The organism is Nonomuraea sp. NPDC049028 (genome assembly GCF_043197735.1).
Lineage (GTDB): Bacteria > Actinomycetota > Actinomycetes > Streptosporangiales > Streptosporangiaceae > Nonomuraea.
In genome coordinates this window covers 354054-366151 of sequence record NZ_JBICTR010000010.1, presented here as the reverse complement: position 1 = coordinate 366151, position 12098 = coordinate 354054, and the positions used below count along the sequence as shown (strand labels likewise).

The following is a 12098-nucleotide window of genomic DNA, read 5'->3' as shown; positions in this document are numbered from 1 at the left end:
ACCCATCAGTGCTTGTACGGCCTGAGCCGTACAGAACCAGAAAACACCAAAGGAGAAATAGCGACATGGCTGCCACCGAGCAGGAGATCCTCGAGGGCCTCGGCAAGATCATCAACGAGATCACCGGCATTCCGGTGAGCGACGTCACCCCCGAGAAGAACTTCGTGGACGACCTCGACATCGACTCCCTGTCCATGGTCGAGATCGCCGTGGCCGCCCAGGACGAGTTCGGCGTCGAGATTCCCGACGACCAGCTCAAGAACCTGAAGACGGTCAAGGACGTCCTTACCTTCATCCAGAACTGATCTCACACCCAACCTGATCGACAAGGAGCGCGAAACGTGAGTGCAAACCGGGTACGTGTCGTGGTCACCGGGCTCGGCGCGACGACGCCCGTCGGTGGAGACGTCACCTCGACCTGGTCGGCGCTCCTCGCCGGTCAGTCGGGCGTCGAGACCATCAACGCGGACTGGATCGACACCGTCCCCGTGAAGTTCGCGGGGACGGCCGCCGTCGATCCGACCGAGGTGCTGCCCAGGCCCGAGGCCCGTCGCCTCGACCGCAGCGAGCAGCTGGCCATGGTCGCCGCTCGTGAGGCCTGGCAGGACGCGGGCGCCCCCGAGGTGGCGCCCGAGCGGCTCGGCGTCGTGGTGTCCTCCGGCATCGGCGGCATCACCACCACACTGTCCGCCTACGACACCTACAAGGAGCGGGGCTGGAACCGGCTCTCGCCCTTCACCGTGCCGATGCTGATGCCCAATGGCCCGGCCGCCTGGATCGGTCTCGATCGCGGCGCCCAGGCCGGCGTGCACGCGACCGTGTCGGCGTGCGCGTCCGGCGCGGAGGCCATCGGCTACGCGATGGACATGATCAGGTCCGGCCGCGCCGACGTGGTGATCGCGGGCGGCACCGAGGCGGCGATCCACGGTCTCAACGTGGCCGCCTTCGCCGCCGCGCGCGCCATGTCCACCCGCAACGACGACCCCGCGGGCGCCTCGCGGCCGTGGGACCGCGATCGTGACGGGTTCGTGCTCGGCGAGGGCGCGGGCATCATCGTGCTCGAGTCCGAGGAGTACGCCCGTGCGCGCGGCGCGCGGATCTACGCCTACGCCTCGGGCGTCGGCTACTCCGCCGACTCCCACCACATCACCCAGCCCGAGCCGGAGGGCCGGGGCATCAGCATGGCGATGACCCAGGCGCTCACCGACGCGGGCATCACCGGCCAGGACGTCAAGCACGTCAACGCGCACGCCACCTCCACCCCGGCGGGCGACGTCATCGAGGTGCAGGCGGTGGCCAAGGCCATCGGCACGCACCCGCTGGTCACCTCGACCAAGTCCATGACCGGCCATCTGCTGGGCGGCGCGGGCGGCATCGAGTCGGTCTTCACGATCAAGGCGCTCCAGGAGCGCATCGTGCCGGCCACCATCAACCTGGACAACCTCGACGACGGCATCGAGGTGGACCTCGTCTACGGCGAGAACCGCCCGCTGCCGCAAGGCGACATCGCCGCGGTCAACAACTCGTTCGGATTCGGTGGTCACAACGTGGCAGTCGTGTTCAAGGGGGCTTAGATGACTGTGCTCGACAATCGAGTGGCGCCGCAGGAGTCCGATCAGGAGCCCGCCGATCCCCGCGATCCGGTCGTCAGGCTGACCGCGCTGCTCGACGAGGGCACGCTGCGGTTAATCACTCCTGAAGACAAGAGCGGCGTACTCGCCGCCATGGGCCGCGTCGAAGGTGTGCCCGTCGTCGCTTTCTGCAGTGACGCCCGCTTCCAGGGCGGCGCGATGGGCGGCGAGGGCTGCGAGCACATCGTGCACGCCTACGACGTGGCCGTCCGCGAACGGGTGCCGGTCATCGGGATCTGGCACTCCGGCGGTGCGCGACTCGCCGAAGGCGTCGAGTCGCTGCACGCCGTCGGCCGGGTCTTCGCCGCGATGACCAAGGCCTCGGGCGTGGTGCCGCAGATCTCCGTGGTCGTCGGGCCCGCCGCCGGTGGCGCCGCCTACGGGCCGGCGCTGACCGACCTGGTGATCCTGGCCGACTCCGGCCGCATCTTCGTCACCGGCCCCGACGTGGTCCGCAGCGTCACCGGTGAGGACGTCACCAGCGCCGCGCTGGGCGGCCCCGAGCCGCACAGCAAGCGCAGCGGCGTCGTGCACGTCGTCACCAAGTCCGAGACCGACGCGCTGCTGCGCGCCCGGCAGCTGGCCGTGCTCCTCGGCCACCAGGGACGGGTACGCACGACGGGCATCGACGAGGTCGACTTCTCCACGCTGCTGCCGGAGTCGGCGCGGCGGGCATACGACGTCAAGCCGCTGGTCAACGGCCTGCTCGACGAGCCGGGCATCGAGCTGCACCCCAAGTGGGCACCGAACATCGTCACGTCGCTGGGCCGCCTCGGTGGCCGGACGGTCGGCGTGATCGCCAACAACCCGATGCGGCTGGGTGGCTGCCTCGACGCCACGTCCGCCGAGAAAGCTGCCCGCTTCGTTCGTATGTGTGACGCTTTCGGCGTCCCATTGGTTGTCCTCGTCGACGTGCCCGGTTATCTCCCTGGTGTCGGGCAGGAGCACGACGGCGTGGTCCGCCGCGGCGCCAAGCTGCTGCACGCCTTCGCCGAGGCGTCGGTGCCGCGCGTCACGCTGGTCACGCGCAAGGCGTACGGCGGCGCGTACATCGCCATGAACTCCCGCGCGCTGGGCGCCACCAAGGTGTTCGCCTGGCCGACGACCGAGGTCGCGGTCATGGGCGCGGTCGCGGCGGTGCGCATCCTGAAGCGGCGCGAGCTGGCCGCGGCTCCCGAAGAGGAGCGGGCCGAGCTGGAGCAGCGGCTGGCCGAGGAGCACGAGAAGCTGGCCGGCGGGCTCGAGCGGGCGCGACAGCTGGGCGTGATCGACGAGGTCATCAAGCCGGAGGAGACCCGGGGGGCGATCGCCAAGGTCCTCGCCCAGGCCACCCCGGCCAGGGGCGCCCACGGGAACATCCCGCTGTAGCCGCCCCCGCGGTCACCTGAGTAGGGCCCCGCACCTCCTGGGTGCGGGGCCCTTTCACGTTCAGGCGGATGTTCCTCGGACGTTCTGGCGGGGTGTCCCTCAGACGGGCGCTGGCGTGTGTGCCTCAGACGGGCGCTGGCGTGTGTGTGCCACAGGCGTTGTGGCGGTTGTGTGTGCTTCAGGCGGCCTCGTGCGGGTCTCAGACGGCGGCGTGCAGCCAGCGGACGGGCGCGCCGTCGCCGGCGTACCTGAACGGCTCCAGCTCCTCGTCCCACGGCCGGCCGAGCAGCTTGTCCAGCTCGTCCTCCAGCACCGCGCGCCCCTGGGCGGCCATCATCATCGCGGTGCGGAGCCGGTCCTCGGGGATCATGATGTCGCCCGCGGCCCCGACGACCGCGCTGAAGGCGCCGAGCGTCGGCGTATAGGCATGCCGGGACCCGTCGACACCCGGTGAGGCGTCCTCGGTGATCTCGAAGCGGATCCGCTGCCAGCCCATGAGGGAGGAGGTGATGGCCGCCGCGATGCCCGGACGACCCTCCCACTCCGCCTGCGCCCGCACGACATTGGGCGCAGCGGGTTGCGGCGTCCACGTCAGGTCCACGGGTACGCCAAGAACACCCGCGACCGCCCATTCGATATGAGGGCACAGCGCGGGCTGAGCTGAGTGGACGTAGAGCACGCCACAAGCAGACACCGGACCTCCCGATTCGGTACGAGGTGCGCCTTCCCCAACGGCCTCGCCCCGGGATGATCACAAGTGACTAGGGAGAGACTACCGTCGGTCGCTACTGCGCACCAGAGGGGGGCCATACCAACTTGGTGCCGCAGTGGCGTGTGACACGCGGGTGAGCGCGGAAAGATACCCGCTCATGGACATCCAATCTGTCGGCGAGTCGCTCATCCGGCCAGGTCAGATACTGACCGACCGGGGAGCGCTGTCCGCCGCGGCTCGCTGGACTCAGGCCGTCGCCGACGCCGACGGCGTCTGCGTGATCCACCTGTCACCCGGCGTCGACCCCATCGAGATCACCATGGATCTGCGGGAGCGCGGCTTCAGAGCCTCCCCCAACCATCTGCTCACGGGGCAGCCGCTGTTCTGGGGCGGGCCGGCGTCCCGGCCGTTCCCTACCTCGGCCGTGTCGTACAGACCGGGCAGAGCGCGCTCGGACGTCGTCGTGGGCCTGCTCGACACCGGGATCGCCCCGCACCCGTGGTGGGCCGACAGCGATTGGTACAAGGAGCAGCCCGGAGACGACGCCGAGATGCTCGAAGGCCCCCAGGCGGGCCACGGGACCTTCCTCGCCGGGCTGCTGCTGCGGCAGGCGCCGGGCGTGTCGCTGCGGGCGTGGCGGGTGCTCGACGGGCAGGGCGTCGGCGACGAGGCGGGCGTGGTCCGCGCCCTCAACCGGCTGCGCGAGCGCCCGCCGCAGGTCCTGAACCTGTCCTTCGGCTGCCACACCTTCGACGACCGGCCGCCGCCCCTCCTGGCCGACGCGCTGCGGAGCCTGACCGACACCGTCGCGGTGGCCTGCGCGGGCAACACCGCGAGCGAACGGCCGTTCTGGCCGGCCGCGCTGTCGGAGGTCGTCGGCGTGGGCGCGGTCGACGCGGCACAGGAGCACCGGGCGCCGTTCTCGGCCTACGGCTCCTGGGTCGACGCGTGCGCCCGTGGCGAGTGGCTGGCCAGCAGTTTCCTGGAGCGCGACGACTTCTCCGGCTACGCCGTCTGGAGCGGCACCTCCTTCGCCACGGCCCTGGTCGCGGGCGCCATCGCGAGCGCCGCCAAGGATCTGCCCGTCAAGGAGGCGGCCGGGCGAGTCCTTGACCCTGAGACGACCCGGCAAATTCCCGATCTGGGAGTTCTCATCAGGTCGAGTCTGTAGAGTTTACGCTCAGTCCTCGGCCAATCACGAGGAGGCAGGGTGGCCTCCTCGTCCGTCACGGCGAAGGAGGCCGCATGCACGAGCCACGCGATCCTGCGGAGCTGCTCAAGGCTGCGGCCGAAGACGACCACACGGCCTGGGACCAGCTTGAGTCCAGGTTCGGCTCGCGCATGTGGGCTGTCGCCCGCGCGTGCGGGCTGAACGAAGCCGACGCGGCGGACGCGGTCCAGGGTGCCTGGCTGCGGCTGCTCGAAAACCTCCACACCATCAGGGAACCATCAGGCGTCGGCGCGTGGCTGGCGACGACCACGCGTCGCGAGGCGCTTCTGATCATCAGGAAGGAACCACCCGGATTTCCCTCCTTCGACGTCGTACACGACCCTGATCCGGCGTCTGCCGTCCTGGAGGCCGACGGCAGGCACCTGCTTTGGAAGTCGGTCTCCGCCATGCACGAGCCTTGCCGTACCCTCCTCCAGCTGGTGGCGACGGATATGGGGAGCCAGCAGGTGGCGATGCGGCTCGGCATGCCCGTGGGCACCGTGGGTCCAACCAGGATCCGGTGCCTGGAAAAACTGCGCACCCTGCTCTCACTACAGGAGACGGTGCAATGATCAACGATGAGTATTTCCTGGCGGCTCTCCGGCTCGCCGCCGGGAGCGATCCGATCCCTGGGCATGTTTCCGCCGCCGCACGCGATGCCTTCGGACTCCGGGTCTCTCAAGCCGTTACCGCTCCGCCCGCCGACTGCGCCGCACCCCGTGGCGTACGAGGCGGCGACGGTCCCGGCATGATCCGTTTCGTCGCGGCCGGCCTCACCTTCGATCTGGAGGTGACGGTGGGCGACGGACTCATCGACGTCGCGGGACAAGTGTTCCCGCATCCCGGCGAGGGCAGCCACGTCGATGTGAGGACCCCGCATCTGACGCTCACCAGGCGTCTTGCGCGTTCGGGCCAGTTCGCGGTCACCGGCCTGCCTCCGGGCTGGCTCAGCGTGGTCTGCCACCGGCCCGGCTTCGCACCCGTCCAAACCAGGTGGGTGCGGATCCGCCCATGACCAGCCGGGAGCCAGGCACCGCGTCCCACCCCCTGGCTCCCAACCCCTCCTCTACGAAGCTCAAGGCGCCATGATCGCAACGTCGGACGACCGTTCCGCCCCCGACACCATCGGGCCGCTGGTGGTGGCGGCCGAGACGGCGGTGCTGCGTTCGGTGGTCGATCCCCAGCAGGCGCTGCACGCCGGGCGCACCGTCCTGGCCGCCGCCCGGGCGGCGGACTGCGCCGAAGCCGCGGTGGTCGCCCACAGAGCGATGGCCCTGGCCGCCCGCGAGCTCGGCGATCTCGAAGCCGCGGAAGACCACCTCCGGCTGGCCATCGGCACTCCCGGCGCCACGCGACAGCGTCTGGCCCAGGCCCGACTGTCCTTGGTGACGGTACGCACCGAACGCGGCCACCCCCTGCAGGCGCTCCGGGTCGCCGCCCTGGCCTGGGCCTACCTCTCCCCGCTCGACCGGGCCAAGCTCGACACCCAGCGCGCCGTCGCGCTCGCCCACCTGGGCCGCTACCAGGAGGCCATCGCCTCGTGCGACCGCGCGCTCCAGGCGCTCGTGGCCGCGCCGGGCACCATCGACGACCGCCGCTTCCTGGCCGGCGGTTTGCTCAACCGCGGCCTCGTCCACGCCTACCGGAGCGACTGGGACGCCGCGACCCGCGACATCACCGCCTGCCTGGAGATCTCCCGTCACGCCAGGCTCGACCACCTGGCCCGCCTGGCCGCCGCCAACCTGCCCTTCCTCGCGGTCCGTCAGGGCGACATCACCGGAGCCTTCGCCCACTACCGGGCGGCCGAGAACACCCTGTTCGGCTTCCCCGAGCGGCTGGCCACGATGCGGGCCGACTTCGCCGGGGCCCTGCTCGCCGCGCACCTCCCCGGCGAGGCCAGAGCGCTGCTCAGCCTGGCCGTACCCGATCTGGAATCGTCGGCCGCGCTGGTGGCGCTGGCCGAGGCGCGGCTGAAGCTGGCCCAGGTCGAGCTGCTCACCGGCGACGCACGCCGCGCGCTGGCCGTGGCCGAGCAGGCGGCGGTCGAGCTGGCCGAGCAGGACCGCCTCTCCTGGCTGCCGCTGGCCACGGAGGTGGTGCTGCGGGCCCGCCTCACGCTGGAGGGGTCCTCCCCGGACCTGCTCGACCAGCTGATCGCGTGCGCCGACGACCTCGAGAACGGTCCCGCCTTCCTGGCCGGCGCCGCCGCGCTGCGCCTGGTGGCCGCGGAGGCGGCGCTGGCGCTCGACGACCACCCGACGGCGTCGGCGCAGCTGGCCCGCCTCACGGTGCACGCCCAGCGCGTCGAACGCTGGGTTCCCGCCGGGACCCGCCTCACGTCGCTGGCCTCGGAGTTGCAGGCCAAGCACCTCGAGCAGGTGTCACAGATCCCGGTGCTGGTGCGTCAGCACGCCCTCGCGCTGGAGGCGGCGCTGCGGGAGGACGTCGCCCAGGCGTTCCGCGCGGTCCACGACGGGCTGGCCGACATGGGCGGCAGCATGGACTCCTTCGAGGATCCTTCGCTGCGGGCTCACGCGGCGCGGGCGGGTGAGCGGCTGGCGGCGTTCGGGCTGACGATGGCGGTGCGTGACGGGTGCCCCCGGGAGGTGTTCGACTGGGCCGAACGCTGGCGGGCGGTGGCCGCTCCCGCGCACGCCTGCGGGCTGGCCGATCCCGACGCCGTGCGGGCCGGGCTGGGCGGCGCGGCGCTGGTCGAGTTCGTCGTCGAAGGCTCCTCGCTGCTGGCCGTGCTGATCACCGGCGAACGGCTCACGCTGCGGCGGCTGGGCGATGTGCGGTCGATTCGCGAGGCGCTCGTCCGCCTGCGCTACGCACTGCGCCGGGCCGCGCTCGGCGACGGCGGCGCCGCCGCCGCGGCCCGGGTCGAGCCGGCCGCGGCGGAGCTCGAACGCCTGCTGCTCCGGCCCCTGCACACCGAGCTCGCCGACCGGCCACTGGTCCTGGTGCCCGCCGGCCCGCTGCACACGGTGCCGTGGGGGGCGCTGCCGAGCCTGCGTGATCGGCCGGTGTCCGTGGCCGCGAGCGCGTCCGCCTGGCTGGCGGCCGGGCGGCGCGCCACCGTACCCGCCGAACGGCCCGTGATGATCGCCGCGGCCGGGCCGGGGCTGGCGCACGCGCGCGCTGAGGTCGCACAGGTGCTCGCCTGTCATCCCGGGGGACGCGAGGTGCCCGCCCGATCCGGGGCCGTGCTGGCGGCGCTGACCAGCGCCGACGTGCTGCATCTGGCGGCGCACGGGGTGTTCCACGCGCGTAGCCCGCTGCTGTCGGGCATCACGCTCTCCGACGGGCAGCTCATGGCGTACGACCTGCTCGGGCTCTCCCGGACGGCCGGGCTCGTGGTGCTGTCGGCGTGCGACTCGGGGATGGCGCACACGCCCACGGACGGAGCACCGCTCGGGCTGGCCGGAACGTTCCTGGCCAGGGGCACGTCCTGCGTCGTCGCGGGAATGGTGCCGGTGCGCGACGAGGAGGCGTTGGCGGTGATGTCCGCCTTCCACGGGCTCCTCGCCGAGGGCCAGGCTCCCGCCTCGGCCCTGGCATCGGCCTCGGCCAAGACGGGAGTGCTCGGCTTCGTGTGCTTCGGCGCGGGAAACCGGCGGTTCACCAGAGGCCGGGCAGGGGCTCAGCGCGCCGGGGACCGGGCGGGAGCACAGCCGGTGACGACCGACGCCGACGCTCAGCCGATGGCGATCGGCGCTCAGCCGGCGGCGGAGGCTCAGCCGATGGCGGAGGCTCAGCCGATGGCGATCGGCCGGGTGGGGTCGGCGACCCACTCCGACCACGAGCCCACGTAGAGCGCCGCGGGCAGGCCCGCCACCTCCATGGCCAGCAGCTCGTGCGCGGCCGTGACGCCGGAGCCGCAGTAGGCTCCGGCCGGCACCCCCTCACCCACCCCGAGGGCGGCGAACCGCTCGCGCAGGTCGGCCGCGGGACGGAACCGGCCATCGGGGCCGATATTCTCCGTGGTCGGCGCGCTGACGGCACCGGGCACGTGCCCGGCGACGGGGTCGATCGGCTCCACCTCACCTCGATAACGCTCACCCGCCCGCGCGTCCAGCAGCACTCCCGATGTCGCGAGCGCCCCGGCCTCGGCGGCGCTCAGCAGTGGCATCCCGCCCGGCCTGGCGACGAAGTCACCGGGCGCCACCTCGGGCGTCTCCTTGACGACCGGCAAACCCGCGTCGGCCCAGGCGGACAGGCCGCCGTCCAGCACCCGGACGTCCGGGTGACCGAAGTAACGCAGCGTCCACCAGGCCCGCGCGGCGGCCATCGAGCCCGTGTCGTCGTAGACGACCACCGGCCGTTCGCCGGACACCCCCAGCCGCCGCATCGCGCTCTCGAAGTCGTCCGGCTCCGGCAGCGGATGCCGCCCGGCCGTTCCGGCCGGCGCGGCGAGGTCGGCGTCGAGGGCGCAGAAGACGGCGCCCGGCAGGTGCCCCTCGGCATACATCTCGATCCCCGGCGGGCCGCCGAGCCGCCACCGCACGTCGAGCAGGGTCACGCCGTCCAGCGCGGCGAGCTCCTCGGGCGTGATCAACGGGCTCATCGGGTGCTCACCTCAGTTGCCATGAATGACCTCATCGGCTGCTTACCTCCAAGAGTGGTACGTGCTGTTCGGCCGTCGTCATCGAACCGTGGTAGCCGGTGAACAGCGCCTCGATCGGATGCGCGGTCGGCGCGGTGAGCGCCAGGTCAGCGTACGGGACGGCCACGACGTCGCCGATGCGCTCCAGCCATTCGGACCGCACGCGCGGCCCGAACCAGCCGGACTCGACCGCCTCCTGCCTCGACACCACCCATGCCCTGCCCGCCAGGGTCTCACGCCACGCGTCGAGCACCTCGGAGGCGGCGCCTGGCTCGGCGTACACGTGCCTGGCCCGCGCCTCCCCGCCGAGCATCGCCACGCCCCGGCTCAGCGCCGGGTCGGCCTCGGCGTCGACCTTGTCGGTCACGTTGACCATGCCGTGGTCGGCGGTGATGTAGAGGGCGGAGCCGGCAGGCAGGTCCGCGGCCATGCGCTCGGCCATCCGGTCGACGATTTCCAGCTGGTCGAGCCACTCCTCGCTGCCCCAGCCGGTCATGTGGCCCATCGCGTCGAGGTCGCCGTAGTAGACGGTGACGTGGGCTCTCGGCTCGGCCATCGCCGCGCGTACCCTGGCCACGCGCTCGTCGACGCTGTCGGCGGCCAGGTAGCGCACACCGCGGTAGACGGCCTCGGTCAGGCCGCTCCCCTCGAACTGGGCCGGAGCCACATAACTCGGCACGATCCCCGCGGCGGCGGCGCGCTGGAAGACGGTCTCGGCGGGCTGCCATCGGCTCGGCTCCATGAAGGCGCCGCCGGGCAGCGTCCACCGCAGGCAGTTGAACAGGTGCCCGGCGCCCGGCACGGCCAGCATCAGACCCAGCATGCCGTGCTCACCGGGCGACACACCGGTGCCCAGCGAGCACAGGCTGGTGACGGTGGTGGCGGGGAACCCGGCGGTGAGCGTGGTCCGGGTGGCGGCGGCGAGGAAGGGCGCCCGGTCGGCGTGCGCTTGGAGCAGCTCGTCACCGAGCCCGTCCACGAGGAACAGGCAGACGCGGTCGGCGGGGGCGAGCTGGAGGGTGTTCGGCTCGGCCATGCCCAGCGCCGCGAGCAGCGCCCCGGGCAGCTCGGCCAGCGACGCGGTGCCGTAGCTGGGAATCAGTGGCGCGTATCCGCCCATGACGCTCCATTCCGTTCGTCCGACAACTCGATCACATGATCGCCGCCAAACCCGCTTGATCGCCGCAAACCCAAAAGCGGATCTTGTTGTACGGCACCGCCAAGTAGGCGCAACCCGCCACACGTGGCTGAGGGCCTCCAGGAAAACGGCCGCTGAGCCCGGCGGGCGGTCTCTCCGACAGACCCCCTCCATCCGTTACGGCAAGCCGCACCCACCGCCACCCACCACACATGGCTAGGGGCCTCCAGGGAAACGGCCGCTGAGCCCGCACATGGCTGGGCGACGTTACGTGCGTATTCTTGGCCGTCTTCTTCGCTTGATCGGCTGGGCGCCGTACATATGGTGCGGGACTGTTCGTGAGGAATGTCCGGCTGGAGCGGCGCGCTCAAGCGCGGCCGCATGGGCACCGCGGATCCGGTAGATCCGGTGGTCGCGGCAGATTTGGTGAACGCGGCAGATCCGGTGGATCCGGTGGACGCGGTGGACGCGGTGGATCCCGTAGATGGTGTGGGCCAGTTGGGGCAGCCACCATCGCAGGCGCACGGCCGCCGTGGGCCGGACGGCGCCGCCGGGACGCTAGTAGCTGGGCGTGGCTCATCGACCCCGCCCGAGAGCGCCGTGCGCTGTCGCCGAGGTTCCCTCCTGGGCGTGGTCCCATGGACCGGAGTGCGCGTTGTCTGCATGCCTCTTGCCCTGGTGGCGCCGAGAGGGTGGGCGCCTGGGAGTGGTTTGTCAGGTCGTGGCGCGGGCGGTGGCCTCGGAGAGGGACTTGGAGAAGGCGAGGACGTGGTTCACCGCGTCGGGGCCGTCGGCCGCCTCGCTCACCCGGAGCGAGAGGTCGTCCGCGGTGATGGCGCCCGTGTAGCCGTGGTCGGCCTCGCAGTTCTCGTCGCCGCAGGTGGCCGGCTCAAGATCGACGTGGGAGATGGCGCCCCAGCCGATCGTGAGCGTGACCTCCGTGGGAGGGACGCCGGGCACGTAGGAGGCGGGGTCGGGGACGACACGGGTGACCGCCACCGACTGGACGCGGCTCAGGCGCACCGCCTCCGTCGTCGTGGAGGCGTGTGAGGTCGAGACGCCTTCCACCGCCGGGTGTTCGTCGGTGTGGCAGACCAGCAGCCTCGTCGTCGACAGCACCAGGACGGTGACGTGCCTGCGCACTTCCATCGCGGGATCGAAGGTGGCCTCATGATGGACCACGAATGCGGTCACAGCCTCCTTGCCCAGCGCGGATTCGACCGCATCGGTGACGAGGTCGGGGTAGTAGCCGCTGCGCTCGATCGCTTCACGCAGGCCCGCGGCTGAGACTCGGGTTTCCCTCATGGGTCCATCCTGCCAGGACCGCGCAGTGCACTCACCCACCAGACATAACGCTCTATAACGTCTTTTATCCGTTATCTACGCGTACGGCCATGCGCAATTACCGGACGTGCCATTGCGCCTCATCACTG

At 71.6% G+C, this 12098-nt stretch carries 11 protein-coding genes; 7 read left to right on the top strand and 4 right to left on the bottom strand.

The genetic code is table 11. The features are described from left to right. Positions 1 to 65: 65 nt before the first annotated feature. The 3 genes from ACGFJ2_RS38220 to ACGFJ2_RS38210 are packed head-to-tail and all read left to right on the top strand — an operon-like array spanning position 66 to position 2999. Positions 66 to 305 carry an acyl carrier protein gene (locus ACGFJ2_RS38220; RefSeq protein ID WP_357648573.1) on the top strand — a complete coding sequence of 80 codons (240 nt, stop codon included), beginning with the start codon at positions 66 to 68 and terminating at the stop codon, positions 303 to 305. Positions 306 to 341: 36 nt separating this feature from the next. Next, the gene (gene fabF / locus ACGFJ2_RS38215) at positions 342 to 1574 is read left to right on the top strand and encodes a beta-ketoacyl-ACP synthase II (protein WP_357940357.1); all 1233 of its coding nucleotides are present in this window, start codon (positions 342 to 344) and stop codon (positions 1572 to 1574) included. Further along, on the top strand, positions 1575 to 2999 hold the full coding sequence (locus ACGFJ2_RS38210) for a carboxyl transferase domain-containing protein (protein ID WP_357940355.1): 1425 nt from the start codon (positions 1575 to 1577) through the stop codon (positions 2997 to 2999). It begins immediately after the preceding gene. Between the two features lie 199 nt (positions 3000 to 3198). Here the strand turns inward: ACGFJ2_RS38210 and ACGFJ2_RS38205 are convergent, their stop codons facing one another. Then, a complete protein-coding gene (locus ACGFJ2_RS38205) occupies positions 3199 to 3693 on the bottom strand; it encodes a DUF3145 domain-containing protein (RefSeq protein ID WP_357940353.1) in 495 nt (164 codons plus the stop codon). Between the two features lie 175 nt (positions 3694 to 3868). Here ACGFJ2_RS38205 and ACGFJ2_RS38200 point away from each other — a divergent pair, with 175 nt between their 5' ends. The 4 genes from ACGFJ2_RS38200 to ACGFJ2_RS38185 all read left to right on the top strand — a co-directional run bounded on the left by ACGFJ2_RS38200 (position 3869) and on the right by ACGFJ2_RS38185 (position 8736). Then, complete coding sequence (locus ACGFJ2_RS38200) at positions 3869 to 4882, top strand: S8/S53 family peptidase (RefSeq protein ID WP_357940351.1); 1014 nt, start codon at positions 3869 to 3871, stop codon at positions 4880 to 4882. A gap of 74 nt (positions 4883 to 4956) precedes the next feature. After that, positions 4957 to 5493: a sigma-70 family RNA polymerase sigma factor gene (locus ACGFJ2_RS38195; protein WP_357940349.1), complete on the top strand. Its 537-nt coding sequence runs from the start codon at positions 4957 to 4959 to the stop codon at positions 5491 to 5493. Beyond that, positions 5490 to 5936, top strand: a complete 447-nt coding sequence (locus ACGFJ2_RS38190; protein ID WP_225288994.1) for a hypothetical protein — start codon at positions 5490 to 5492, stop codon at positions 5934 to 5936. Before ACGFJ2_RS38195 ends, ACGFJ2_RS38190 begins: the two co-directional genes overlap by 4 nt. A gap of 70 nt (positions 5937 to 6006) precedes the next feature. Beyond that, the gene (locus ACGFJ2_RS38185; RefSeq protein WP_393476862.1) at positions 6007 to 8736 is read left to right on the top strand and encodes a CHAT domain-containing protein; all 2730 of its coding nucleotides are present in this window, start codon (positions 6007 to 6009) and stop codon (positions 8734 to 8736) included. Here ACGFJ2_RS38185 and ACGFJ2_RS38180 read toward each other — a convergent pair. The 3 genes from ACGFJ2_RS38180 to ACGFJ2_RS38170 all read right to left on the bottom strand — a co-directional run bounded on the left by ACGFJ2_RS38180 (position 8676) and on the right by ACGFJ2_RS38170 (position 11970). Next, positions 8676 to 9488: a sulfurtransferase gene (locus ACGFJ2_RS38180; RefSeq protein ID WP_393476859.1), complete on the bottom strand. Its 813-nt coding sequence runs from the start codon at positions 9486 to 9488 to the stop codon at positions 8676 to 8678. The two genes, ACGFJ2_RS38185 and ACGFJ2_RS38180, sit on opposite strands and share 61 nt — an antisense overlap. A 31-nt stretch (positions 9489 to 9519) precedes the next feature. Next, positions 9520 to 10647, bottom strand: a complete 1128-nt coding sequence (locus ACGFJ2_RS38175) for an alkaline phosphatase family protein (RefSeq protein ID WP_357940343.1) — start codon at positions 10645 to 10647, stop codon at positions 9520 to 9522. Positions 10648 to 11379: 732 nt separating this feature from the next. Next, entirely contained in the window at positions 11380 to 11970 is a 591-nt protein-coding gene (locus ACGFJ2_RS38170; RefSeq protein ID WP_225288990.1) for a DUF5998 family protein, read from the bottom strand. Positions 11971 to 12098 lie beyond the last annotated feature (128 nt).

Coding starts and splice junctions, on each gene's coding strand:
- ACGFJ2_RS38220 (WP_357648573.1), top strand. CDS start 66: ATGGCTGCCACCGAGCAGGAGATCCTCGAGGGCCTCGGCAAGATCATC.
- ACGFJ2_RS38210 (WP_357940355.1), top strand. CDS start 1,575: ATGACTGTGCTCGACAATCGAGTGGCGCCGCAGGAGTCCGATCAGGAG.
- ACGFJ2_RS38200 (WP_357940351.1), top strand. CDS start 3,869: ATGGACATCCAATCTGTCGGCGAGTCGCTCATCCGGCCAGGTCAGATA.
- ACGFJ2_RS38195 (WP_357940349.1), top strand. CDS start 4,957: ATGCACGAGCCACGCGATCCTGCGGAGCTGCTCAAGGCTGCGGCCGAA.
- ACGFJ2_RS38190 (WP_225288994.1), top strand. CDS start 5,490: ATGATCAACGATGAGTATTTCCTGGCGGCTCTCCGGCTCGCCGCCGGG.
- ACGFJ2_RS38185 (WP_393476862.1), top strand. CDS start 6,007: ATGATCGCAACGTCGGACGACCGTTCCGCCCCCGACACCATCGGGCCG.
- ACGFJ2_RS38180 (WP_393476859.1), bottom strand. CDS start 9,488: ATGAGCCCGTTGATCACGCCCGAGGAGCTCGCCGCGCTGGACGGCGTG.
- ACGFJ2_RS38175 (WP_357940343.1), bottom strand. CDS start 10,647: ATGGGCGGATACGCGCCACTGATTCCCAGCTACGGCACCGCGTCGCTG.
- ACGFJ2_RS38170 (WP_225288990.1), bottom strand. CDS start 11,970: ATGAGGGAAACCCGAGTCTCAGCCGCGGGCCTGCGTGAAGCGATCGAG.